Genomic DNA, 24,545 nt, shown 5'->3' with positions numbered 1-24,545 from the left:
TTTTCTTTCAGCGCCTCAGCTTAGTCAATCTTACCGTGGCACTGCTTGAACTTCTTACCGGAACCACAAGGACACGGCTCGTTACGGCCTACTTTACGACCATCACGAACTACTGTCTCTGAGGCTCCGCTTTGAGTCTCAGCATCAGCCAACTGGTTTTCCGCTTCTGCGTGATTCATTTGCTGACGGCGTGCTGCGGCTTCTGCCTGCGCTCGGCGCTGCTCTTCCATACGATCCACTTCTTCTGGCTGCTGAACGCGTACTTTACTCAGTGTCATGATCACATCTGATTTCAGTGACTCCAGCAGGCCTTCGAACAGTTCAAACGATTCGCGTTTGTATTCCTGTTTCGGGTTCTTCTGCGCATAACCACGCAGGTGGATGCCCTGACGCAGGTGATCCATTGCCGCCAGATGCTCTTTCCAGAGCGTATCCAGCGTTTGCAGCATCACCGCTTTTTCAAAGTTACGCAGGGTTTCTGGACCCACTGCCGCTTCTTTCGATTTGTACACATCGACGATGTTATTCAGGATCTTATCACGTAGTTGCTCTTCATAAAGTTTGTCATCGTTGTCCAACCACTGCTGCAGAGGAAGCTCAACATCGAAGTCGGCTTTCAGACGGCCTTCAAGCCCTGCGATGTCCCACATTTCTTCCAAAGATTGAGGTGGAATATACTGATCAATCACCGCATTGACGATGTCTTCACGGTTTTGCTCGATCATTTCGCTAATGTCACTGTTTTCCATCAACTCATCACGTAGCTCGTAAACCACCTTACGCTGGTCGTTGGCTACGTCATCGAATTCCAGTAGTTGCTTACGAATATCGAAGTTACGGCCTTCCACTTTGCGCTGGGCGTTTTCAATCGCCTTGTTCACCCATGGGTGCTCAATCGCTTCGCCTTCTTCCATACCCAGCTTCTTCATCATGTTTGACACACGCTCAGAAGCAAAGATACGCATCAGTGAATCTTCCATCGACAGGTAGAAACGGCTTGAGCCCGGATCACCCTGACGGCCAGAACGGCCACGCAGCTGGTTATCGATACGGCGTGATTCGTGACGCTCAGTACCAATGATGTGGAGACCACCCGCCGCTTTCACTGCGTCGTGACGCTCACGCCATTTCGCTTTGATGTCTTCGATTTGTTGCTCTGTCGGGTTTTCAAGCTTCGCAATGTCTGTCTGCCAGCTGCCACCTAACACGATATCAGTACCGCGACCCGCCATGTTAGTCGCGATGGTCACCGCACCCGGCGCACCAGCTTCAGCAACGATATCTGCTTCTGAGGCGTGGAATTTTGCGTTCAGTACGGAGTGCTTAACACCGGCTTTTTTCAGTGCATTTGACAGCAGTTCAGATTTTTCAATCGACACCGTACCCACCAGAGAAGGCTGGCCTTTTTCGCTACGCGCTTTAATATCTTCGATGATCGCGTTGAACTTCTCACGCTCAGTCATGTAAACCTGATCCGCCATGTCATCACGGACCATCGGTTTGTTGGTTGGAATAACCACGGTATCCAAACCATAAATAGACTGGAACTCGAATGCTTCAGTATCTGCGGTACCTGTCATACCTGACAGACGGTCGTAGAGACGGAAGAAGTTCTGGAAAGTGATTGATGCCAGCGTCTGGTTTTCGTTCTGGATCTTCACACCTTCTTTGGCTTCAACAGCCTGGTGCAGACCTTCAGACCAACGACGGCCCGGCATAGTGCGGCCGGTGTGCTCGTCAACGATGATGACTTCATCATCTTTCACGATGTAATCAACGTCTTTCTCAAACAGCACGTGTGCTCGCAGTGCAGCATTGATGTGGTGAAGCAAAGTAATATTGGCTGGAGAGTAGAGAGTATCATGCTCTTCCATCAGGCCATTTTTCTTCAACAGTTCTTCAACAAACTCCTGGCCAGTTTCAGTCAGGTGAGCCTGCTTACCTTTTTCGTCAACAGTAAAGTGACCATCTCCACGGTACTCTTCGCTGTCTTCTTTGTCCTGGCGAACCAGTTGCGGGATCAGCGCATTGATACGGGTATACATATCAGAGCTGTCTTCTGCTGGACCTGAAATGATCAGAGGGGTTCGCGCTTCATCAATAAGGATCGAGTCGACCTCATCCACCACGGCAAAGTAGCGAGAACGCTGGACGCGATCTTCGGCACGGAATGCCATGTTATCGCGTAGGTAGTCGAAACCGAACTCGTTGTTAGTTCCGTAAAGAATGTCTGTAAGGTACGCTTCTTTTTTCTCTTGCGGATGCATGTTTGGTACGTTCACGCCAACCGTCATATCCAGGAATTCAAACAGTGGACGGTTAGTTTCAGCATCACGTTTCGCCAGATAGTCGTTCACTGTGACGATGTGAACGCCTTTACCTGTAAGCGCATGCAAGTAAGCTGGCAGGGTTGCGGTCAGGGTTTTACCTTCACCTGTACGCATCTCTGCGATTTGGCCATTGTTCAGTACCATGCCGCCAATCATCTGAACGTCGAAGTGACGCATGCCGTAAACACGCTTAGACGCTTCACGAACGGTTGCAAAGGCTTCCGGCAAGATAGCGTCCAGCGATTCGCCTTGCTCAATACGTTGACGGTATTCCGCAGTTTTGGCTTTCAGCTCTTCATCACTGAGCGCTTCAAATTGAGGTTCAAGGTTGTTGATTTCATTTACAACTTTGCGAAGGCGACGCAGTGTGCGGTCATTGCGGCTTCCGATTACTTTGGTAATTAGTTTCGATAACATGGCTTTGCCGTTTCTCTCATTTTGTCGCTTTAGCGTATTGGCCAAAGCCTGGATCCTGCGCGGCAGAGAAGAATCAGCATATCCCTCTGCCAAAATTCTTTCGGAAGAATTAACGATGCGTTGTATAGCGTTGATCTTGTGCCTTTGGAGTCAGATTTCAAGGCCTGCGAATCAGTTAATCACGCTAAGGTACTTCAAGGATGATCATAATAAGGCATATCTATCGCTCATCCCACCTGTAATGAGGGTTCATCAAGTTTCGTTGACAAAAATTAGAACCCGTCCATTGACTAGAACCTTTTTAGTGCAGTTTATGTTCAGTTATGGTGCAAAGTTATTATGCCACATCAAGGTTTATGCAGGGATGACATGGAGAGAACAGTTAGGAATTGATACTCTTTAACTAAGCCAATTGGGGATAAAAGACATCAATGCGAGATCATCGACCACAAGCCGCCCAGGAACTGCTGGAAAATTCATTGACCGGACAGGTGCGCCAGCGAGCCATGGCACTTTCCCAGCTCAATGAGCAGGTTCAGGCTTTGCTTCCAGCCCAATCGGCAAAACAGTGCCGCGTGGCAAACTATCGCGATGGTATTTTGATTCTGGAATGCGGCTCTTCAGCATGGGCAACACGGCTAAACTACGACAGGCATACCCTGATGTCTGCACTTCGAAGAGATACACTCCCCTCTCTGATGACGATTGAGATTAAGGTAAACCCTGCGCTGGCCATCGACCTTGAGAGAAAAGAAGAAGCCAAAGAAGCAGAGAAAAAGATGCGCAAGGTAAGTCCAATTGCAGCTGTGTACCTTAAGGCTATCGCCGAAGGCGCTCCAGATAAGGTTAAAAAGCGGCTTGAAGCTATCGCCGCTATGTCTAACCGGGAAGACTAACCACCTTTTGCTACACATATAAAAAAACCGAAGCCTGAGCTTCGGTTTTTTCGTTATTCTTTACTGTTTAGCTTACGCCAGAACCATACCTGGTTGTGCGAAAGTCACTGGGAGCGTCTGCTCGTCTTCAAATGTCGCCCATTCCCATGCTTCTTGATCAGCCAGCACTGCACGCAGCAACTGGTTATTCAACGCATGGCCTGACTTATATGCACGCATCTCACCAATGATGTTATGGCCACACATGTAAAGGTCACCAATGGCATCCAATACTTTGTGTTTCACCAACTCGTTGTCGAAACGCAGGCCTTCTTCGTTCAGGATACGGTAATCATCAAGGACGATTGCACAATCAAAGCTCCCCCCCAGACACAGGTTACGCGACTGAAGGTACTCGATATCACGCATGAAACCAAAAGTACGTGCGCGGCTGATGTCTTTGATGAAAGACTGAGACGAGAAGTCCAACACCAGATTTTGTTGCTCTGCTTCAATTGCCGGGTGATTGAAATCGATGGCGAAGTCGAGGCGGAAGCCGTCATACGGCAGCAGCTCTGCCCATTTGTCACCGTCTTCGATGCGAACAGGTTTCTTAATGCGTACAAAACGTTTTGGAGCATTAAGTGTTTCAATACCCGCAGATTGCAGCAGATAAATGAACGGGCTTGCGCTGCCGTCCATGATTGGAATCTCTGGTGCATCTACTTCGATAATCACGTTATCGATTCCCATTCCCGCCAGAGCAGCATTAAGGTGCTCAACGGTAGAAATACGTACGCCATCATCATTAACCAGTGCAGTACACAGCATGGTGTCACGCACAGACGCCGGATCCGCCGGAAAATCGACCGGTGGGTTCAAGTCGGTACGGCGATAAATCACGCCAGTGTTCGCTGCAGCTGGGCGCAGGATCAACGTGACCTTACGGCCAGAGTGCAAACCAACTCCGGTCGTTTGAACAATAGTTTTCAATGTTCTTTGTCTAATCATCTGCCATTCCCAACTGAATTTGTTTTTTTGCGCCCCAAATCACTCATTACAGTGTCACACTAAGGCAAAACGGGCAGCATAGTACCATGCTGCTGTATACAAACCAAGCACTGCCTATTGTTAATCCGCTTGTTTACGCAAAAACGCAGGGATATCTAGGTAGTCTTGTTCCTGTTTCGGCTTCGGCGCAACGTTAGAAGTCTGTGGTTGAACAGATGGTTCTGAAGGACGTCCACCTTGCGCAGGCGTCGCCGCCTTTGGTGTTTCTTGCAAAGGCTGTGCCTTATTTTCTACCGGTGCAGGTTTTTGCTGTGTGCCTGGCACCAAAGTGATGTCGGGCTTACGCTCATTACCAATACCTGTAGCGACGACTGTCACACGAAGTTCGTCACTCATTTCTGGATCCATTGACGAACCGATAACCACAGTCGCATTATCTGAGGCGAACGCTTTAACAGTGTTGCCCACAGTTTCAAACTCATCCAGTCGCATATCAAAACCTGCCGTAATGTTCACCAGAACACCACGTGCACCTGCCAGATCAATATCTTCCAGCAGTGGGCTTGAAATCGCCATTTCAGCAGCTTCTTCTGCACGGTCTTCACCGGTTGCAACGCCACTACCCATCATGGCATGGCCCATTTCAGACATCACAGTGCGGACGTCCGCAAAGTCGACGTTGATAAGGCCGGGACGGGTGATCAGCTCCGCGATACCCTGCACTGCGTTACGCAATACATCATTTGCTTTCGCAAACGCATCCAGCAAGGTGATGCCCCGACCCAGAACTTTTAGCAACTTCTCGTTAGGGATAGTGATCAGAGAATCGACATGCTTGGAAAGCTCTTCGATACCCTGTTCTGCAAACGCCATACGCTTCTTACCTTCGAAGCTGAATGGCTTGGTCACTACCGCTACGGTCAGAATGCCCAGCTCTTTCGCTACCTCAGCAATCACAGGGGCCGCACCGGTACCGGTACCACCGCCCATGCCTGCTGCGATAAATACCATATCGGCACCTTCGAGCTCAGCTTTAATTGCTTCACGATCTTCCATGGCTGATTCACGGCCTACCTGAGGGTTTGCACCCGCACCCAAACCTTTTGTGATATCGCCACCAATTTGGATAACAGTGCTTACCGCCGTCTTGCGCAGCGCCTGAGCATCGGTATTGACGGTGATGAATTCCACCCCTTCAATTGACTCACGCACCATGTGCTCGACTGCATTACCGCCGCCGCCGCCAACACCAACGACTTTAATAACCGCATCGTTGGACATTTCCATCATCGGTTCAAACATGTGTTCTCTCCGTCTTTCCTGTTCGCATCAGGTTCAAAATTCTTTCTTAAGCCAGCCACTAAGTTTACTGAACATGCCTGATACAGTTCTTTTAGGCTCCGGCTCGCTCGATTCGTTCAATAGGTTTTCTTTGCCGTAGTGCAGTAACCCAACTGCAGTGGCATGATAGGTTGCATTGACATAGTCAGTCAGCCCTGTAACACCATCAGGAAGCCCCACGCGTACCTGGTTCTGGAAGACGCGCTCAGCGCATTCCACCAGTCCATGCATTTGCGCAGCACCGCCCGTAAGGACAATACCTGCAGCCAGTTGGTGTTTTACACCTTGTCCGCGCAGACGTTCCTGAACACGTTCCAACTCTTGCTGCACCAACCCCAGCAATTCGCTGCAACGCGGTTCAATGACTTCGGCCAGCGTTTGACGCTGCAGGCTCCGTGAAGGACGACCTCCAACGCTTGGCACATTGACCTTGGCATCTTTATTCACCAACTCGCTTAACGCACACCCATGCTTCACTTTGATTTTCTCAGCGTCGCTAAGAGGTGTACCGAAGGCATAAGCAATATCGCTGGTGATGACATTTCCAGCGTAAGGAATCACGGCTGCATGACGCAAAGCGCCGCCAGTCCATACGGCAATGTCCATGGTCCCGCCGCCAATATCGACGACGCATACCCCCAACTCTCTCTCGTCTGCAGTGATGACTGCGTGGCTTGCCGCCAGACCAGAGAAAATTAATTGGTCCACTTTCAGGCCACAACGTTCCACTGCTTTTTCGATATTTCGCGCAGTATCGTTGTGACAAGTGATAAGGTGTACGCTGGCTTCCATACGCACACCGGAAAGACCAACAGGATTCTTGATCCCTTCCTGATAGTCGATTTTGTATTCCTGCGGGATAACGTGCAGTACGCGCTGCTCGTCGCTGATCTTCACCGACTTCGCCGTGTGAATGACCATATCGACGTCATCCTGCGTGACTTCCTCATCGGAAATCGTTCCCATACCACGTTCGGTCTGGCAATGAATATGCTTTCCTGATAGCGACAGATAGACTGAACGAATCTTGCAATCAGACATCAGCTCTGCGTCGTTAACCGCGCGCTCCACTGATTTAACAACAGACTCAAGATCGTTGACACCGCCTTTATCCATGCCTTGTGAAGGCGTAGAACCCACACCCAGCACATTGATCGCTCCGTCAGGTAAAATCTCACTGACCAGAACAGAAACCTTGGAGGTTCCGATATCCAATCCAACAATCAGCGGTCTGTCAGTTGTTTGTTTCATTCCACCTACTCTCAGGTATTCTCGTCACTGGCTTCTACTTCCGGAGCTTTCCAGCCCACCGCAGCGCCAGTGTCATAGCGCAAGTCCACATATTGAATCGCTCTGTCGGTCGACTTGAAATCATCAAGTAGTGTGACAAAGCGTTTTAGTCGCTCGTTGCGGGACTCTCGTCCTAATTCAATGCGCACCCCACCACGAGTGACAATTCGCCACGAGCGGCGCTCATTGAGCGCCAAGGCAGCAATTTCTAATTTTGTTGGTGCAAGAATGCCACGCATTTCGCGCCACGCTTCAAGCACTTCTTTTTCACTGCCATCTGGGCCATGGAGTGACACTAGGCCCAAGTCTTTTACCTCAGCAGGATCCGCGCCAAATACGTTCCCACCAACATCTAAAAGAAACGATCCATTCCAGACTGCCTGGGGCTGGTATTCAGTCACATTAACTTTAATCGTGTCCGGCCACTGCTTTCGTACTGCCACATTCGCGACCCAGGGCAGTGCGGAAACAGCACTGTGGATGTCATCCACATCCTGGATCATGAAGCTGTTCAAACCACCGAGTTGCAACACCGCATTGCGAACTTCTAACGGTGTTAAGTGCTCTAGGTCACCCTGCACAACAATCTGGGACAGCGGCAATTGCTCTTCGTCCCCCATCCAGGCGATAACCCTGAGCAGCGACCAAAGAATTGCCAGAATGACAAACAGCAAAAACACCAGCCCCCCCCAATGCTCTTTCAACATTGAAGGCTGAGCCGGTATGTCCTCAACGGTCACATTTGTCATATCAGGCTATTGCCTCTCTATCATCAGGCAACCTGCGGCTTTGCTTCAACAAAGCCGACCGATTATAACGGTCAGTTTGACAGGTCACCAACCCTTCTTGACGCTGAAGTGATGAAGCTGAGATCAAATACATGCAAAACCATCAAAAACAGGTTAAAAGTTAGACATCACTCTGCCCGGGTTCAGTCATTCCGCATGTAATCAGGTTTATACCTGCTCGCTCAACGCCTTTTTATCCAGTTCCAATTCGGCCAGTTTTCTAGCCACCTTACCAATATCACCCGCACCTTGTGTCAACACTAAATCGCCTGGCTGAATCACCGCAGCCAACGCAGCAGGCAAAGCATCCACATCCGGTACAAAGATCGGGTCAATTTTTCCACGACCACGAATGGTGCGACACAAACTACGACCATCAGCACCCGCAATTGGTGCTTCACCGGCTGAGTAAACGTCCAACATCAGCAATACATCAACCTGCTCAAGCACATTGGCAAAATCGTCATACAAATCGCGGGTGCGGCTGTAGCGGTGTGGCTGGAAAACCATCACCAGACGATTATCCGCCCAACCCGCACGTGCGGCCTGAATGGTGACATCCACTTCGCTTGGGTGGTGACCATAATCATCCACCAGCAGCGCATGGCCGTCTTCAACAGGGAACAGGCCCAGTTGGTCGAAGCGACGGCCTGTTCCTTCAAAGCTCGCCAGCGCGCGCAGGATAGCGTCGTCTTCCACGCCATCCTCAGTCGCCACAGCAACAGCAGCGGCAGCATTAAGCGCGTTGTGACGACCCGGGATATTTAGCTCGATATGAACTTCCGGTTTGCCGTCTCGCAAAATAGTGAAGATACCTTTCTGGCCTTCCTGGCGATAATCTTTCAAACGCACATCGGCATCTTCAGAGAAACCATAAGTGATAACCTGTCGCCCAATGCTAGGAATAAGCTCACGCACCACAGGATCATCCACACACATGACCGCCTGACCATAGAAAGGCAGCTTGTGCAGGAAGTCGACAAAAGTCTGCTTCAGATTATCGAAGTTGCCGCCATAGGTATCCATGTGGTCAGCTTCGATATTGGTGACAATCGACACCATTGGCTGCAAATGCAGGAAGGATGCATCACTTTCATCGGCTTCAGCAATCAAGTAGCGGCTGCAACCTAAACGTGCGTTTGTGCCTGCACTTTTCACTAGTCCACCATTGACGAACGTGGGATCCAACCCGGCTTCCTGATAAATCAACGTAGTTAGCGCTGTTGTAGTGGTTTTACCGTGCGTACCTGCAACAGCAATGCCATGGCGGTAGCGCATCAGTTCAGCCAACATCTCTGCACGGCGAACTACAGGAATACGTGCGGCTTTCGCTGCAACTAACTCTGGATTGTCCTGACGGATTGCCGTCGATACCACTACAACGCTTGCACCATCAACATTACTCTCGGCGTGACCGAAGAAAACTTTAGCGCCTTTACTCTCCAAACGCTGAGTTACTGCATTCTCAGAGAGGTCAGAGCCCGTAATTTCATAACCTTCGTTGATCAGTACTTCCGCAATACCGCACATACCGGCACCGCCTATACCCACAAAGTGAATACGCTTCACACGGCGCATTTCCGGCACCATGGTTCGAATTTTTTCTAATTGATGACTATCAAATTTGCCCATCACTTTGTTCTCTACTTCGCTACGTCTTTGATGACACAGGCCACACGCTCTGCAGCATTGGTAATTGCTGCGGCTTTAGCAGCCTTCGACATCGCCATCAATGAAGATGAATCTTTATCTTCTAGTGCCGCCGCCAAAGCGTCAGCGTTCAAATCCGGTTGTTCTATCATTAGCGCCGCGCCACTCTCGACGAGGTGCTCAGCATTCAGTGCCTGCTGGCGATCTTTGTGCTGGAAAGGCACGAAGATCGACGGCACACCTGCCGCAGACACTTCAGACACTGTCAAAGCACCAGAGCGGCAAATCAGGATGTCTGCCCAATCGTAGGCTTCAGCGACATCATCAATAAACTCGGTGACTTCGGCATTCACCACACCCGCTTTCTGGAAGCGCTCTGCCGTGTCAGCCTGGTTGCCTTTACCCGCCTGATGGCGAATCACCAATTCACGGTTCAGCTTCACCATCGCTTCAGGCAGTGTGTGGTTTAAGATTCGAGCCCCCTGGCTTCCTCCCATCACCAGCACTTTTAGCGGCGTGCCATCTACATAAGCCTTATGTTCTGGCAAGGCGCAAACATCCTTTCTTACCGGATTGCCAACGACTTCTTTGCCGTTAAATGCACCGGGAAAAGCCTGCAAAACACGCTTGGCAATCTTTGCCAACCACTGGTTTGTTAACCCCGCAACGGCATTTTGCTCGTGGAGTACAACAGGAATACCGCTTAGCCATGCAGCCAAACCACCCGGCCCACTCACATATCCGCCCATACCCAGCACGGCATTAGGTTGCCAGTTTTTGATATGGTGCCGCGCTTGAATCACAGCATTAAGCACCATCCAAGGGGCGAGAAGTTTACGCGCAAAGCCCGAACCACGCAGCCCTTTAACTTCAATAAAGTCGATCTCAATACCATGTTTTGGTACTAGGTCCGCTTCCATTCTGTCTGCTGTACCCAACCAGCGAATTTCCCATCCCTGCTCTTGTAGTTCTTTGGCTACCGCAAGTCCTGGAAAAACATGACCACCGGTTCCACCGGCCATCACCAATAATCGTTTATGCTTTTGTTCGTTTTTCATGAGAGACAATTCGTTGGTGCGCCTGCGCCGTTTCCAAACGGTATTCGTGGTCAATGCGAAGAAGTAACGCCACCGCCGTCGACATAATAAATAAACTGGAGCCGCCATAACTGACCAGCGGCAAAGTCAAACCTTTGGTCGGCATAATACCTGCCGCGGCACCGACATTCACCAGTGCCTGGAATGCAAACCAGATACCAATACCAAATGCCAGAAAGCCGCCGAATAACTGATTCGCTTCGAGGCAACGCTTCCCGATAAAGAGGGCACGGAAAACCAATGAGAATACCATCAGCAAAACGACAGTAACGCCAATCAGTCCAAGCTCTTCTGCCAGCACCGCAATAACAAAGTCCGTATGGGCTTCCGGTAGGTATTCAAGCTTCTGGATAGAATTACCGAGTCCTTGTCCCCACCAGCTGCCACGGCCAAAGGCCATCAAAGACTGCGTCAGCTGATAGCCGCTACCAAACGGATCTTGCCAAGGGTCCAGAAAGGAGGTGACACGAGCGACACGGTAGGGCTCAGCAATGATCAAAAGACCCACCAGCCCAAGACCGGTAAACAGCAAGACACCGAACTGCCATAGCTTGGCGCCGGCAATAAACAGCATACCTACCGTCGTAACAAACATGACGACAACAGAACCAAGGTCAGGCTGAAGCAGCAAAAGACCTGCAATCACCACCAGCACAGCCAATGGCTTTAAAAAGCCAGTGACGCTTTCTCTAACCTCACCATGGCGACGCACTAGGTAGCCAGCAATAAACAGGAAGAGTGATAATTTGGCCACTTCTGCTGGCTGCAGGTTAAAAAAGCCCATAGGCAGCCAACGGGATGCACCGTTTACCGATTTACCGACCAACAGAACCGCCAGCAAAAGTGCGAGCGAGATAAAAAGCAGAGGAATGCTGAGTTGTTGCCAACGAGACAAAGGTATCTGCATGGCCACGCCGGCAATGATAAGTGCGCCTACCAGATAGACGCCCTGACGCATGGCGAAATAAAACGGCTCATCAACCAGACGGACAGAAACAGGAATGGAAGCAGAGGACACCATGATGAGACCAACCATCATCAGGCCGAATGACAGCCACACCAGTTGGCGGTCATACAATGCCGTTGGCGCTGGATTCGAAAGCCAGCGCATCAAACGGTTGTCGTCCCACTTCGCACTCATCATTCCGTCACGCTCTCCTCTGCGCTTCGCTGTGCTATTTCTTTTGCGTAAGCAGCAAAAGAATCACCACGAACCATAAAGTTGGTGAACTGATCGAAGCTCGCGCATGCTGGAGACAACAACACCATGTCGCCAGAGTTCGCGGTCGATGCCGCGATATCCATGGCTTCCTGCATGGTTTCAATCACCACAGGCGACGCAACCAGATTTGTAAAAGCATGACCATCACGGCCATAGCAATACAAAGTCACGTTCAGCTTGTCGAGGATAGGTTTCAGCGAAGAAAAATCTGCGCCTTTGCCATCACCGCCCACCAAAAGGTGCAGACGCCCCGCTAATTGCAGGCCATCAAGCGCCGCTTCAGTGCTCGCGGGGTTAGTCGCTTTTGAGTCATTCACCCAAAGCACTCCGTTGTGTTCGATCACTTGCTGACAACGGTGAGGTAAACCTCGGTATTCACGCATTGCCTGACATTGCGCTTCACGGCTCACACCCACAGCATCAGCCAGCGCCATCGCCGCCAGACAGTTAGCCACGTTGTGACGACCCACCAGCGCGACATCAGACACCACCATCACAGGCTCGCCTTCTGCTGTCAGCCACTCTGCGCCGTCTTTCTCGGTCAGTGTGTACTCACCTGACGTGAAGCCGAAGCTGATAGCAGGCACATTGCCGCCCGTCTTCTGCGTATTTTTGGTCTGGAGATCGTCTTGGTTCCAGACCGACAGTTTGGTTTGGTCGAAAATGCGCAATTTGGCATCGCGGTAGTCATCCATCCCTTCGTAGCGATCCATATGGTCTTCTGAAAGGTTGAGAAACACTGCCGCGTCCAAATTCAGGGAGGAGGTCGTTTCAAGCTGGAAGCTCGACAGCTCCAGTACATAAAGAGCGTGCTCATTGGCAAGTATATCCAAAGCTGCAAAGCCAATATTACCGCCAACACCGACATTGATGCCTGCTGCTTTAGCCATCTCACCAAACAGACTGGTCACGGTGCTTTTACCGTTTGAGCCGGTAATACCAATGACAGGCGCTTTTACATCACGGGCGAAGAGTTCAATGTCACCGACAATCTCAATGCCTTTCGCAGCCGCGTCCTGAAGCTCTGGCGTTGCCAGCGCAATGCCTGGGCTTGCCACAATCTGGTCGGCTGACAGTAGCCAATCCGTATTCCAACCACCGGCATGCAATGCCACATTTTCCGGTAACTGCTCTGCGCCCGGCGGGTTAGCACGGGTATCAATCACTTTCACGGTCGCGCCATCATCTTTTCTCACAAGATGATTAACGACAGAGAGCCCGGTCATACCGAGCCCAATCACCACAATGTTTTTCGCGGCGTCTGTCTTCATTTAGCGCACCTTCAATGTTGCCAGTCCTGCAAGAACCAGCATCAGGGTAATAATCCAGAATCGTACAATCACGCGCGGCTCTGGCCAGCCTTTCAATTCGTAGTGGTGGTGGATAGGCGCCATGCGGAAAATGCGCTGACCGCGCAGTTTGTAAGAGCCCACTTGCAGGATCACTGACAAGGTTTCCATCACGAACACACCGCCCATGATCACCAACAGGAACTCCTGACGCACCAGCACGGCAATCGTGCCCAGTGCACCACCCAGTGCCAGTGAGCCCACATCCCCCATAAATACTTGGGCCGGATAGGTGTTAAACCACAAGAAGCCCAGACCTGCGCCGACAATCGCCGCACAGACAATCACCAATTCATCGGCATCTTTGATATAGGGGATGTGCAGGTATTCAGCAAAGTTCACGTTACCTGTCGCCCAGGCAATAAAGGCAAAACCACTGGCCACCATCACGGTTGGCATGATGGCCAAGCCATCAAGACCGTCAGTAAGGTTCACCGCGTTACTTGAGCCAACAATCACGAAATAGGTGAAGACGATGTAAAACAGGCCAAGCTGCGGCATCACGTCTTTGAAGAAAGGCACCACAAGTTGGGTCGCAGCAGTATCTTTACCGTGAATATAGAGCGCGAAGGCCACCACCAGCGCAATGGCGGATTGCCAGAAATACTTCCAGCGGGCAATCAGGCCGTCTGTGTTCTTGCGAACCACTTTACGGTAGTCATCGACAAAACCAACGGCACCGTAACCCAGAGTCACGAATAGCACTGCCCAAACATAAGGGTTGGAAAGGTCAGCCCACAGCAGCACAGTGACCGTAATCGCGGTCAAAATCATGATGCCGCCCATGGTCGGCGTACCACGTTTGCTGAAGTGGGATTCCGGACCTTCGTTGCGTACTACCTGACCGATTTGCAGCATCTGCAAGCGAGCGATCAAGCGCGGTCCCATCCAGAGTGACAACGTCAATGCAGTTAACACGCTCAGGATTGCGCGGAATGTCAGATAATCAAACAGTCGGAAAAACGGAATGTGTTGGGTTAGGATATCTGATAGCCAATCTAGCATTTGGCTGCCTCCTCTATTGCTGCAACCACTTCAGACATCTTCATTCCGTTGGCCCCTTTGACCAAAACGGATACTTCGCGTTTTGTTTTCATCAGTTCTACTACATGCGCAATCAATGCGCTTTTATCTTCAAAGTGCTGACCCCAGCAACGTTCGCTAATCGCGGCGCTGGCAGGTCCATAAGTAATTACGGTTTGGATAGAGGCCTTGCTGAGGTGCTCTGCAACTTCTCCATGCACCGATTCGGAATGTTCGCCCATCTCACCCATATCAGCCAAGACGATGACTTTGTCGCCATCGAAACCATCCAGCAAATCCACCGCTGCTTTCATCGCTGCGAGGCTAGCGTTGTAGCTGTCATCAATCAGGCGAAGACCGGGGCGCGGGAAGCTTATCGCACCGCGACCTTTGACAGGCGACACAGAAGCGAGACCTCGGACCACATCGTCCATTGTCACCTTACTATCGATTCTGGTCGCAGCAATGGCAGCAAGAATCGCGTTCGCAACGTTGTGTTCACCGGGAAGGCTGAGTGTCACCGGATAGGTGCCTTGCGGTGAAACCAGATCGAAGGCATAGCAGCCGTTATCGACCCGATGAATATTCTCGGCACGGTAGTCTGCAGGATTGCCAGTCACTGCCATGGTAAGTACTTGCTTACTTTTCAGTACGTCATCCCAAAATGCGCCGCCATTACTGTCCTGATTAACGATCGCCAAGTCACCGTCAGCAAGCCCCTGGAAGATTTCACCTTTGGCTTTGGCCACCCCATCAAGGGAACCAAAGCCTTCCAAATGCGCCGCCGCCAGATTGGTGACCATTGCCAGATCAGGCTTAACCAAAGACGTGGTATAAGCAATTTCACCAATATGGTTAGCACCCAACTCCATCACCGCGTACTCATCGGAAGGTTGTAGGCGTAGCAAGGTCAGCGGCACACCGATGTCATTGTTGAAGTTGCCGGCGGTATAAAGCGTCTGACCTTTTGGAGACAGAATGGCAGCCAGCATTTCTTTGACTGTGGTTTTACCGCAGCTTCCTGTGAGCGCAATCGTCTTCACGTCACATTGAGATTTCACCCATGCGCCCAGTTGCCCCAGCGCCAGCTTGGTGTCCTTCACAACCAGTTGTGGCAGTGCGACATCGACGGGTTTGGAAACCAAAAGCGCTGATGCGCCGTTTTCATATGCAGTTTCTACAAAGTCATGGGCATCGAATCGCTCGCCCACCAGCGCGACAAACAAAGCGCCATTGCCAAGCGTTCGCGTGTCAGTGGAAACGGCATCAATCACCACATCTTCGCCGACCAGATCAGCGTCTAAAACAGTCTGCAGTGATTTCAATGAAACTGGGATCATGCCTCTTCCTCCAACAAACGGCGTACGGTCTCACGATCGGAATAGTGAACAGTACCTGATGCCAGCACTTGATAGTCTTCGTGTCCTTTTCCTGCGACCAGAATCACGTCTTTTCCTGACGCATTTTCAAATGCATAGCCACACGCTTCCGCGCGATCATGAAGGATAATTGCTTGATCGGGATCGACCATGCCTTTGAGCATGTCAGCCACAATCGCTTCCGGAGATTCTGAGCGGGGATTGTCGTCGGTCAAGATAGCGACATCAGCCATTCTTTCAGCAATGTCTGCCATCATTGGGCGTTTACCTGTATCCCTATCGCCACCACAGCCGAAAATACACCAAAGCTTACCGTCGCAATGACGGCGAAGAGCCATCAGCGCTTTTTCAAGGGCATCGGGGGTGTGAGCATAATCCACCACCAACATAGGTTTGTCAGCACGATGAAAAACTTCCATGCGCCCAATCACCGCCTGCAACTTGCTGGCAGCTGCCATCAGAGCTTGTTTTTCGTAGCCAAGCCCAAGAAGTGTCGTCAGGCTGACCAAAAGGTTCATCACATTGAATTCACCCACCAGCGGCGCAGTGAACTGGCCAGCGCCCCATGAAGAGTCAAAGCTGATGGTCACGCCACTTGTCGCATAGTCGACAGATGTTAGCCAAAGCTTGCGTCCGTGATGCCCGTGGACATTGCTTTCAGAAAGTGAAACCACCACCGCTTCCGGCATGTTGCTGACCCAGTTAGCACCGACCGGATCATCAACGTTGATCACGGAAACCGTTGAGCCATAGTGGGTAAACAGGCGAAGCTTGGCTTCCGCGTATGCTTCCATGGTGCCGTGGTAATCAAGGTGATCACGGCTGAGGTTAGTGAAGATAGCAGCATCAAAAGCCACGGCTTTCACGCGATCTTGTACTAAACCATGAGAAGACACTTCCATCGCCACATGAGTCGCGCCCTGATGGTTAAACGCCGCAAGTTGCTGCTGAATATCCAACGCGCTGCCCGTGGTGTTTAAAGCTGGCTCTAATGCATCAAGGAAGCCGTTACCTGTGGTTCCCATCACTGCCGCTTTACCTTCAAGCAGATCAATCCACTGCGCAACTAACTGGCTCACCGTGGTTTTGCCATTGGTGCCTGTCACACCAATCACCTTCATCATTTTGCTTGGTGATTGATAGAAACGGTCAGCAATTTCCGACAAAGTGGATTTCAAGTGAGGGAAGGCAACGACGGGCACACCATTTTGCAAAGTGACATCAAACTGGCCGTTAGTATCACCATCATCAGCAATCACCGCTGCTGCGCCGGCTTCAATAGCAGCAGGAATAAAGCGTCGTGCGTCCAGGGAGTGCCCCTGAACGGCAATAAATACATCACCCGGTTGGATCTGGCGGTTGTCCAGCGTCAAACCGGTAATAGGTGTCTCTGGGATGGCGTCATACCAAGGCGCCAATAATTCTTTAAAGCTCGTGTTCGGCATCAGTTCCGATTGTCCGTATTAGCAATCTGTAAAAATGGCTGCTGAGCGTCCGGTGCGATATTGAGGATCTGCAACGCGCTCTTCATCACGTCAGAAAACACGGGGGCCGCAACCTGACCACCGTAATATTTATCGCCCTGGGGTTCATTGATCACCACCACCATGGCAATGCGCGGCTCGCTCAAGGGTGCGATCCCCGCCGTATAACCGATATATTCATCACCGTAGCCACCAGCCACTGCAACTTTCGCTGTACCTGTTTTTGCCCCGACGCGATATCCATCAACCGCTGCACGGCGGGCACTCCCGCCTTCCTGCGTCACGGACTCCAACATATCGAGGACTTTTCGGGTATTTTCTTGTGACGCGACCTGTTTACCCGGTACCACGGATTCGGTTTTCAAAATCGACAGCGGGCGATTCACACCTTCCGCGCCAAGTACCGCATAAGCACGGGCAAGCTGAGATGGCGTAATAGATAGGCCGTAACCAAAGGAGAGCGTCGCGCGTTCGAAGTCAGACCAACGACGGCGGTTCGGATAGAGTCCATAAGACTCACCAACCAGGTTCACACCTGTTGCGTCACCGATGCCAAAGCTGCTGTAAAGACCAAGCAGCGCTTCGACGGGCATAGAAAGCGACAGCTTACTGACACCGATGTTACTGGATTTTTGGAGAATTTTACGGAGGTTTGCTTCACCGACTTTGGAAACATCTCGGACACGCGCGCCGCCGATACTCATCACGCCGTTGCCGGTATCAATGATGGTCGACTCATCCGCCACGCCATTTTCCAATGCTGCCAACACCACCAAAGGCTTGATGGTTGAACCTGGCTCGAAAACGTCAGTGATGGCGCGGTTGCGCATTTTAAAGCTTTTCAGATCGGCGCGGTTATTCGGATTGTAAGACGGTGCATTCACCATCGCCAATACTTCACCAGTACGCACATCGACCATGACCAATGAGCCAGAGGTCGCACGGTAGTCCGCAACCGCTTGCTTAATGGCGCGATAAGAAATCGCCTGAAGACGCTGATCGATACTGAGCTGAAGTGGCTTGCCTTCTTCCTTGGCCTCTTTGGAAATCACTTCCACTACGCGACCATAACGGTCTTTGCGCACAGTACGACGGCCCGGTTCGCCACTCAACCAACCATCATAACCGCGTTCAATCCCTTCAAGACCACGGCCATCAATACCGGTTACACCTACAAGGTGAGCACTAACCTCACCTGCCGGATAAAAACGACGGGACTCGTCATTCATGCCAATACCCGGTAAGCGGAGACCGGAAACATAGTTGGCAACAGCAGGACCGACCTGACGCTGGAGGTAAATAAAGCGTTTGGTTTTATTGCGTTCGATGCGGTTTACCATCGCCTGACGATCGATACCCAACACATCAGCCAGCGCGTACCAGCGATCAATGTCTTTCAGACCGCCGTTTTTAAATACAGTCACCGGATCTACATACACAGCTTCAACCGGGACACTGACGGCCAGCGACTCGCCATTACGGTCAGTGATAATACCGCGCGCAGAGTGAAGCGCTTTAACACGGACAGAACGCATGTCGCCTTCCTGAAGAAGGCGATCCGGCTCGATGACCTGAATAAATGCGGCGCGGGCAATCAACGCGACCATGGCAAGGGAAATACAGAAACAGACCGTGACAAAGCGCCACCGAATCAAATTCGGTGTTGGCTTTTTCGCTCGCTGATTGGTCTGTTTCGTTTTTCCCTTCACACTATTGGCTCACTATGACTTCGCGTCGACTGTCTGGACGGATCATGTTCTGGTCCTGCCGTGCCATGGCTTCGACTCGGCTGTGTTCTGATAATGCGTGCTCTTCAAGTAACTGGTTACGCCATTCCACTTCCAGTTGCTCTCGCTCCATCAAGAGTTGATCATGATGCGCGATCGCAACACGCGTCTGCTGGGTGACGTAAACCACACCCAATGCCGAACCCAAAACCAAGATCAAAAGCAACAAAGGAACCCGACCGATACTGGTTAGATCCTGAAAAATTTGCCTTGTCAGTCCTGGATTCTCTGCAGACATCAGCCACCCAATTTTTCTGCTACACGCAATACAGAACTTCGGGAGCGTGTGTTGTCTGAGACTTCTATATCAGACGGTTTCAATGCTTTGCCCACTAGCTTCATTTTTGCCTGACCCAGTGCGCGGATTTGATCTTCGGTGAGTGGCACGCCATGTGGCACATCCGGCCCTTTGCTTTGCTTACGCATAAAGCGTTTCACCAGACGGTCTTCCAATGAGTGGAAGCTGATGATGGATAGGCGTCCACCCGATGCTAGCACTTCAAGCGCACCTTGCATCGCCGTTTCAATCTCTTCCAACTCACTGTTGATGTAAATGCGAATCGCCTGAAAACAGCGGGTCGCTGGGTGCTTTTTACGATCACGGGAAGGCGATACCGCTGCAATCAGATTTGCCAGCTGCAAAGTGCGGGTTAGTGGCTCTTTGGTTTCATCTTCACGGTGCGCCACAATCGCACGGGCGATGCGCTTGGCGAAACGCTCTTCACCAAACTCTTTCAATACCCAAGCAATGTCATCGGCTTCTGCTTCAGCCATCCATTGGGAGGCTGGAATACCAGATGTTGGATCCATACGCATGTCGAGCGGGCCGTCACGCATAAAGCTGAAGCCGCGTTCTGGATCATCCAGTTGGGGAGAGGAGACACCCAGGTCCAGCAATACGCCGTCAATCTTGCCGCTAAGGCCACGTTCTTCGATGTACTGTTGAATGCCAGAAAACGGCCCATGAATGATATTGAAGCGCGGATCATCAATCTTGCCCGCTTCTTCGATTGCCTGTGGATCACGGTCGATACTGTATAGTTGACCGCCTTCACCCAGACGGCGTAAAATTTCTCGGGTATGTCCACCACGGCCAAACGTACCGTCGACATAAATGCCGTCTGGTTTGAGTGCGAGACCTTCGATAGATTCGTGGAGGAGGACGGAAATGTGTGAAAACTGCTCTGACATAATCTTGACTACCTAAAGCGATAAGTTACTGAGCCTGTCGCTCAGCGCGTCCGCTGATTCGGCTTGATGTTGAATATCTTGGTCGATCTGCTGCTGCCACTTGTCGCTGTTCCAAATCTCAAACTTATTGAGCTGTCCCACCAGCATGGCTTTACCATTCAAACCGGCGTAATCGCGCAGTGTTGGTGCAATCAGAATTCGCCCCTGTCCGTCCATCTCACACTCAAACGCATGGCCAAGCAGCAATCGCTGCAAACGACGCTCGGCTGGATTGAGGCTGGATAAGCGGGATAGCTTGGCTTCGATGCGCTCCCATTCGGGCAAGGGGTAAAGCAGCAGGCATGGTAACTGATGATCAATGGTGCAGACAAACACGCCATCGCATAACGCATCGAGTTCTTCCCGATAACGCTTTGGCAATGCGACGCGACCTTTCGCGTCGGGCGATATGGCGCTGACGCCCCTCAACATGTCACTGACTACCCTTTTCCACCAGAATAACCCACTTTATTCCACATTTTCCCACTAGAAAGTGTAAGTATCAGGCAAAAAGAAAGTCAAGCAAGCATCGAGCGAGATAAAGATCACGTAATCGCGAAGCGCATTTTATTTCAATAGCTTGAACACCGCACTAAGCCGTTCATTTTTTAACCGCATGACATTCCCTTATGGCAGCGGCTAACTTTTACTGAAGCCAAAACAAAAGAAGGCGAGCCAATGCTCGCCTTCTCTGGGGCAAGTTTATCGCTAAACTCGCCCATTTAATTTAGTGAGTCGGCCTATAAGCCGGGTTCTGTACCGTAAAAACGGTGGTAGCCATTCGTCTAGGCCTGCAATCGCTCACAGGCTCCAGCAACCTACCCGTCCCCAACGCGGGCAGCGCCAAAGGGGACCTATTTGGTCTTGCTCCGGGTGGAGTTTACCGTGCCACGAACTGTTGCCAGTCGCGCGGTGCGCTCTTACCGCACCCTTTCACCCTTACCTGATCTCCGAAGAGCCATCGGCGGTTTACTCTCTGTTGCACTGGTCGTAGGCTTGCGCCCCCCAGGCGTTACCTGGCACCCTGCCCTGTGGAGCCCGGACTTTCCTCCCCCTCGTCAGTCTCCCAAAGGACATCAACGAAGCAGCGGCTACCCGGCCAACTCAGGCGGCGGATTATATAGAGTTCACCGCTTTGGATCCAGCGAAAAGAACGGACTTCTTACTCGAGATTTTCTAAGCCCCACTTATAGAGGGCATTTTTTTTCACGTTATACAACTCTGCCGCAATCGCCGACGCCTTCTTTAGTGGCAACTCCTTCGCCAATAGGGTGACGGCTTTAGTTGCTTCCAATGGCAAGTCGTCTTTTTCTGCACGGTGACCCGCAATCAAAAGCACCATCTCGCCTCGAATGCGATTACTGTCTTCATTCAGCCATTCAATCAACTCGCCCAGCGGCGCACCGTGAATGGTTTCATACGTTTTCGTCAGTTCTCTAGCCAATACTACCTGACGCTCTGTACCCAGTACCGTCAACATATCGTCAAGCGTATCGAGAATACGGTGCGGTGATTCGTAGAAAATCAGTGTTCGCGGGTCTTCGGCTATGTCAGAAAACTTATCACGGCGGCCTTTGCTTTTTGGCGGCAGAAAACCTTCGAAGCTGAAACGATCCGAAGGCAACCCCGACGCACTTAAGGCAGTAATGACTGCACATGGTCCCGGCAAGGGAACAACTTTGACACCCGCCTGACGACAACGGGTCACCAAATGGTAACCTGGATCAGATATCAACGGCGTTCCCGCATCAGACACCAGCGCGATAGTTTGCCCTGTGGCCAATTTTTCAATCAGAAAGTCTGCTTTCTGTTGTTCATTGTGGTCATGCAGCGCGAAAGTTCGGGTGGTGATTCCAAAATGGGACAGTAGTTTACCAGTGTGGCGGGTATCCTCGGCAGCGATGATGTCGACCTGCTGCAAAATCTCCAAAGCACGCTGGGTGATGTCTCCCAGGTTTCCGATCGGTGTCGGCACGATATATAAAGTTGAGACGTCAACCATGGTTGAAGTTTCATCAGTCATTTGTTTCACAACCCTTCGGCGATTAATATAGAGGGCAACAAGTTACGGACAGAAGATGTTCATGCGTAAAATAACCCATAAGTGTAAAAGTGTATCACGAGTTCTCCCACCAATCGCGCTGGCATTGGTGCTTTCGGCGTGTACCACCACAACACCTGTTGAGCAAGGACCGCAATATGACATCACAGCGCCGGCGCTGGAGTCATCGACTTTCTATTTGCTCAAAGCAGAAACCGAAACCGGAGAAGCAAAAGCTGACTGGTATTTGTTGGCGTTAAAAGCACTGATTACAGAAAAACAGTACGCACAGGCGGATGTTTTGGTCAGTCGTTTGGCAAAACTGCCACTGACCCCACTGCAACTTTCCGAATGGCAACTGAATCGCGCCTTGTTATCTCAGCAAAAGGGCGATCTGCAAACCGCGGTTGATAACCTAAACTTCCAGCCATCTTGGGGTATTCCAGCCATTCAATACGAGCGCTATTACCTGTTGAAAGGTGAACTTTACGAAGCACTGGGCAACATGCCAGACGCTGTGCTCTCTTATGCTGAAGGCTCCCCTTACATTACGGACAATTATGATAAGCAGCAAAACTGGGAAAACGTTTGGACACTGCTGGTGAAAATGCCACCTTCAGAGCTGAGTTCTCTGTCTGCAACCACCAACCCAGTCCTGAATGGCTGGGTAGAGCTGGTTAACCTCTTGCGCCGATACTCCGGTCGTCCCGCGCAGCAGCAGGAGGCTTTGAATCAGTGGCTTGCAGCAAACCCATCACATCCAGCAAATCGCTATCTGCCAAATGATCTAACCGCGCTTCAATCGATGGAAATTACCCGTCCTGATCGCATTGGTGTGATGCTGCCATTGAGCGACAAATTCGCTGCTCAGGGTGAAGCTATCCGTAACGGTCTGGTTCAGGCACTGTTGGACGATGATTCTGGAAACACTGCGCCCTCAGTGATGTTCTATGACACGAATGCACTTTCGACAACTGACATCGTCAACCAAATGCGTGATGACGGTATCCAGTTTGCTATCGGACCTCTTCGTAAAGATAAAGTGGAAGAGTTTCTAACGGTCAGCCAGAACGTTATTCCAACGCTTGCCCTGAACATTCCTAATGATGAAGATGGCGAGGCAAACACTTGTTTCTTTACGCTGTCCCCCGAACAGGAAGCAGAACAGGCAGCCTTGCATATTGCTCAGAACAAGCATAAGTATCCATTGGTGATTGCACCTGATAACGGCTTTGGCCGACGCGTTAGTGAAGCTTTCTCCAAGCAATGGGAAGAGCAAACCGGTGAGCCTGCAGAAGTCGAATTCTTCAAAAATCGCGCAGCTATGCAGAAGACTGTTCAACGGGTATTTGGCCTAACAGAAAGTCAGGGGCGTATCCAGCAAATGCAGCAACTTCTGGGGCTGGAAATGGAATCAGAGCAGCGCAGCCGTCGCGACGTCGATGCAGTTTACCTGGTCGCCAATGCAGGCGAACTCACGCTGCTTAAACCATTTATCGAAGTCGCCATCAACCCGGACGTTCAACCACCGAAATTGTACTCAAGCTCACGTTCTAACAACCGAGTGAACGGCGTTGGCGAAATTGGGGAACTTCGTGGTATCGAATTCAGCGATGTGCCACTTCTGATTGAGCCTAACAACCCTGCCGCTGCGCGCTTTAACCAACTCTGGCCAGGACTGGATAATGGTATGACTCGCCTTTATGCGTTGGGGATGGATGCGTATGCCCTGATTGAAGCGCTACCTCAGATGCAGGCATTGCCGGAATACCGCTTTGAAGGGTTGTCAGGTGAATTGTCTCTGGGCGATTACTGTACGGTTAACCGCAGCGTTTCCTGGGCGATGTTTGGGGATCAGGGGATTGTTTCAGTTAAGTAAAAAGCAAACCGGCGACCACTATGAAACACAGGCCCGCCGTTTCCTTGAACGGCAGGGCCTGAAGACCATCGAGAAAAATGCCCGCTTCAAGGGCGGTGAACTTGACCTAATCATGCGGGAGAAAAACTGTCTCGTCTTCGTAGAGGTCAAGTATCGAAATCAGATCTCCTATGGCGGCGCAGCAGCCAGTATCTCTAAACAAAAACAACAACGTATGCTCAAAGCGGCTTATTTGTGGTTGGCGAAAAATGGCTTGTCCGCGACACATACCGAGTTTAGATTTGATGCCGTGACTTTTGAAGGCGATGTAAACTCGGTAAACTGGATGAAAAATATCGTATTTGAAGGGTAA

At 51.0% G+C, this 24,545-nt stretch carries 20 protein-coding genes and 1 other RNA gene; 3 read left to right on the top strand and 18 right to left on the bottom strand.

What is annotated here, in order from left to right; all coding sequences use genetic code 11:
• Positions 1 to 20: 20 nt before the first annotated feature.
• Positions 21 to 2,747, bottom strand: a complete 2,727-nt coding sequence (gene secA, locus VP504_RS13455) for a preprotein translocase subunit SecA (protein WP_325891589.1) — start codon at positions 2,745 to 2,747, stop codon at positions 21 to 23.
• 431 nt (positions 2,748 to 3,178) lie between these two features.
• Between secA and VP504_RS13450 the strand changes: the two genes are divergently transcribed.
• Entirely contained in the window at positions 3,179 to 3,643 is a 465-nt protein-coding gene (locus tag VP504_RS13450) for a DUF721 domain-containing protein (protein ID WP_325891588.1), read from the top strand.
• A gap of 72 nt (positions 3,644 to 3,715) precedes the next feature.
• On the opposite strand, the gene lpxC is transcribed toward VP504_RS13450, so the two are convergent.
• The 17 genes from lpxC to rsmI form a co-directional block, all read right to left on the bottom strand.
• Complete coding sequence (gene lpxC / locus VP504_RS13445) at positions 3,716 to 4,633, bottom strand: UDP-3-O-acyl-N-acetylglucosamine deacetylase (RefSeq protein ID WP_039849731.1); 918 nt, start codon at positions 4,631 to 4,633, stop codon at positions 3,716 to 3,718.
• A 120-nt stretch (positions 4,634 to 4,753) separates the two neighbouring features.
• Entirely contained in the window at positions 4,754 to 5,935 is a 1,182-nt protein-coding gene (gene ftsZ / locus VP504_RS13440; RefSeq protein WP_325891587.1) for a cell division protein FtsZ, read from the bottom strand.
• Positions 5,936 to 5,968: 33 nt separating this feature from the next.
• Positions 5,969 to 7,225 (bottom strand): cell division protein FtsA, encoded by a 1,257-nt coding sequence (gene ftsA, locus VP504_RS13435; protein ID WP_002537378.1) that lies wholly within the window; start codon positions 7,223 to 7,225, stop codon positions 5,969 to 5,971.
• Between the two features lie 11 nt (positions 7,226 to 7,236).
• Positions 7,237 to 8,013: a cell division protein FtsQ/DivIB gene (locus VP504_RS13430; RefSeq protein WP_325891586.1), complete on the bottom strand. Its 777-nt coding sequence runs from the start codon at positions 8,011 to 8,013 to the stop codon at positions 7,237 to 7,239.
• 207 nt (positions 8,014 to 8,220) lie between these two features.
• On the bottom strand, positions 8,221 to 9,684 hold the full coding sequence (gene murC, locus VP504_RS13425) for a UDP-N-acetylmuramate--L-alanine ligase (protein WP_325891585.1): 1,464 nt from the start codon (positions 9,682 to 9,684) through the stop codon (positions 8,221 to 8,223).
• 11 nt (positions 9,685 to 9,695) lie between these two features.
• On the bottom strand, positions 9,696 to 10,760 hold the full coding sequence (murG, locus tag VP504_RS13420; RefSeq protein ID WP_325891584.1) for an undecaprenyldiphospho-muramoylpentapeptide beta-N-acetylglucosaminyltransferase: 1,065 nt from the start codon (positions 10,758 to 10,760) through the stop codon (positions 9,696 to 9,698).
• On the bottom strand, positions 10,738 to 11,943 hold the full coding sequence (gene ftsW / locus VP504_RS13415) for a cell division protein FtsW (RefSeq protein ID WP_325891583.1): 1,206 nt from the start codon (positions 11,941 to 11,943) through the stop codon (positions 10,738 to 10,740). Before ftsW ends, murG begins: the two co-directional genes overlap by 23 nt.
• Positions 11,940 to 13,292 (bottom strand): UDP-N-acetylmuramoyl-L-alanine--D-glutamate ligase, encoded by a 1,353-nt coding sequence (gene murD, locus VP504_RS13410; RefSeq protein ID WP_325891582.1) that lies wholly within the window; start codon positions 13,290 to 13,292, stop codon positions 11,940 to 11,942. The genes ftsW and murD overlap by 4 nt, the downstream gene beginning before the upstream one ends.
• Entirely contained in the window at positions 13,293 to 14,375 is a 1,083-nt protein-coding gene (gene mraY, locus VP504_RS13405; protein WP_002537368.1) for a phospho-N-acetylmuramoyl-pentapeptide-transferase, read from the bottom strand. It abuts the gene before it with no gap.
• Positions 14,369 to 15,733 carry a UDP-N-acetylmuramoyl-tripeptide--D-alanyl-D-alanine ligase gene (locus tag VP504_RS13400; protein WP_325891580.1) on the bottom strand — a complete coding sequence of 455 codons (1,365 nt, stop codon included), beginning with the start codon at positions 15,731 to 15,733 and terminating at the stop codon, positions 14,369 to 14,371. The genes mraY and VP504_RS13400 overlap by 7 nt, the downstream gene beginning before the upstream one ends.
• Positions 15,730 to 17,217 (bottom strand): UDP-N-acetylmuramoyl-L-alanyl-D-glutamate--2,6-diaminopimelate ligase, encoded by a 1,488-nt coding sequence (gene murE / locus VP504_RS13395; RefSeq protein ID WP_325891579.1) that lies wholly within the window; start codon positions 17,215 to 17,217, stop codon positions 15,730 to 15,732. Before murE ends, VP504_RS13400 begins: the two co-directional genes overlap by 4 nt.
• Entirely contained in the window at positions 17,217 to 18,965 is a 1,749-nt protein-coding gene (locus VP504_RS13390) for a penicillin-binding transpeptidase domain-containing protein (RefSeq protein ID WP_325891578.1), read from the bottom strand. Before VP504_RS13390 ends, murE begins: the two co-directional genes overlap by 1 nt.
• Position 18,966: 1 nt before the next feature.
• On the bottom strand, positions 18,967 to 19,281 hold the full coding sequence (ftsL, locus tag VP504_RS13385; protein WP_325891577.1) for a cell division protein FtsL: 315 nt from the start codon (positions 19,279 to 19,281) through the stop codon (positions 18,967 to 18,969).
• The gene (rsmH, locus tag VP504_RS13380; protein ID WP_325891576.1) at positions 19,281 to 20,234 is read right to left on the bottom strand and encodes a 16S rRNA (cytosine(1402)-N(4))-methyltransferase RsmH; all 954 of its coding nucleotides are present in this window, start codon (positions 20,232 to 20,234) and stop codon (positions 19,281 to 19,283) included. The genes ftsL and rsmH overlap by 1 nt, the downstream gene beginning before the upstream one ends.
• Positions 20,235 to 20,246: 12 nt before the next feature.
• The gene (mraZ, locus tag VP504_RS13375) at positions 20,247 to 20,705 is read right to left on the bottom strand and encodes a division/cell wall cluster transcriptional repressor MraZ (protein WP_325891575.1); all 459 of its coding nucleotides are present in this window, start codon (positions 20,703 to 20,705) and stop codon (positions 20,247 to 20,249) included.
• Positions 20,706 to 21,000: 295 nt separating this feature from the next.
• An RNA gene (gene rnpB / locus VP504_RS13370) (RNase P RNA component class A) lies at positions 21,001 to 21,380 on the bottom strand.
• A 55-nt stretch (positions 21,381 to 21,435) separates the two neighbouring features.
• Positions 21,436 to 22,296, bottom strand: coding sequence for a 16S rRNA (cytidine(1402)-2'-O)-methyltransferase (gene rsmI / locus VP504_RS13365; protein ID WP_325891574.1), 861 nt, complete (start codon positions 22,294 to 22,296; stop codon positions 21,436 to 21,438).
• A 55-nt stretch (positions 22,297 to 22,351) separates the two neighbouring features.
• On the opposite strand from rsmI, the gene VP504_RS13360 reads away from it, so the two are divergent.
• Together VP504_RS13360 and VP504_RS13355 are read left to right on the top strand one after the other, a co-directional pair.
• A complete protein-coding gene (locus VP504_RS13360; RefSeq protein ID WP_325891573.1) occupies positions 22,352 to 24,193 on the top strand; it encodes a penicillin-binding protein activator in 1,842 nt (613 codons plus the stop codon).
• Positions 24,177 to 24,545, top strand: a complete 369-nt coding sequence (locus tag VP504_RS13355; RefSeq protein WP_325891572.1) for a YraN family protein — start codon at positions 24,177 to 24,179, stop codon at positions 24,543 to 24,545. The genes VP504_RS13360 and VP504_RS13355 overlap by 17 nt, the downstream gene beginning before the upstream one ends.

The organism is Grimontia sp. NTOU-MAR1 (assembly GCF_035758505.1).
Taxonomy (GTDB): domain Bacteria; phylum Pseudomonadota; class Gammaproteobacteria; order Enterobacterales; family Vibrionaceae; genus Enterovibrio; species Enterovibrio marinus.
The sequence above is the reverse complement of the archived record's forward strand: the minus strand, read 5'-3'. Positions and strand labels throughout refer to the sequence as shown.

Excerpts from the sequence above, each read along its gene's own strand:
- rsmH (WP_325891576.1), bottom strand. The coding sequence starts at position 20,234 with ATGTCAGAGCAGTTTTCACACATTTCCGTCCTCCTCCACGAATCTATC.
- ftsW (WP_325891583.1), bottom strand. The coding sequence starts at position 11,943 with ATGATGAGTGCGAAGTGGGACGACAACCGTTTGATGCGCTGGCTTTCG.
- murG (WP_325891584.1), bottom strand. The coding sequence starts at position 10,760 with ATGAAAAACGAACAAAAGCATAAACGATTATTGGTGATGGCCGGTGGA.
- lpxC (WP_039849731.1), bottom strand. The coding sequence starts at position 4,633 with ATGATTAGACAAAGAACATTGAAAACTATTGTTCAAACGACCGGAGTT.
- murC (WP_325891585.1), bottom strand. The coding sequence starts at position 9,684 with ATGGGCAAATTTGATAGTCATCAATTAGAAAAAATTCGAACCATGGTG.
- murD (WP_325891582.1), bottom strand. The coding sequence starts at position 13,292 with ATGAAGACAGACGCCGCGAAAAACATTGTGGTGATTGGGCTCGGTATG.
- mraZ (WP_325891575.1), bottom strand. The coding sequence starts at position 20,705 with ATGTTGAGGGGCGTCAGCGCCATATCGCCCGACGCGAAAGGTCGCGTC.
- ftsA (WP_002537378.1), bottom strand. The coding sequence starts at position 7,225 with ATGAAACAAACAACTGACAGACCGCTGATTGTTGGATTGGATATCGGA.
- mraY (WP_002537368.1), bottom strand. The coding sequence starts at position 14,375 with ATGCTAGATTGGCTATCAGATATCCTAACCCAACACATTCCGTTTTTC.
- rsmI (WP_325891574.1), bottom strand. The coding sequence starts at position 22,296 with ATGACTGATGAAACTTCAACCATGGTTGACGTCTCAACTTTATATATC.
- ftsL (WP_325891577.1), bottom strand. The coding sequence starts at position 19,281 with ATGTCTGCAGAGAATCCAGGACTGACAAGGCAAATTTTTCAGGATCTA.
- murE (WP_325891579.1), bottom strand. The coding sequence starts at position 17,217 with ATGCCGAACACGAGCTTTAAAGAATTATTGGCGCCTTGGTATGACGCC.
- VP504_RS13450 (WP_325891588.1), top strand. The coding sequence starts at position 3,179 with ATGCGAGATCATCGACCACAAGCCGCCCAGGAACTGCTGGAAAATTCA.
- VP504_RS13430 (WP_325891586.1), bottom strand. The coding sequence starts at position 8,013 with ATGACAAATGTGACCGTTGAGGACATACCGGCTCAGCCTTCAATGTTG.
- ftsZ (WP_325891587.1), bottom strand. The coding sequence starts at position 5,935 with ATGTTTGAACCGATGATGGAAATGTCCAACGATGCGGTTATTAAAGTC.
- VP504_RS13360 (WP_325891573.1), top strand. The coding sequence starts at position 22,352 with ATGTTCATGCGTAAAATAACCCATAAGTGTAAAAGTGTATCACGAGTT.
- secA (WP_325891589.1), bottom strand. The coding sequence starts at position 2,747 with ATGTTATCGAAACTAATTACCAAAGTAATCGGAAGCCGCAATGACCGC.
- VP504_RS13400 (WP_325891580.1), bottom strand. The coding sequence starts at position 15,733 with ATGATCCCAGTTTCATTGAAATCACTGCAGACTGTTTTAGACGCTGAT.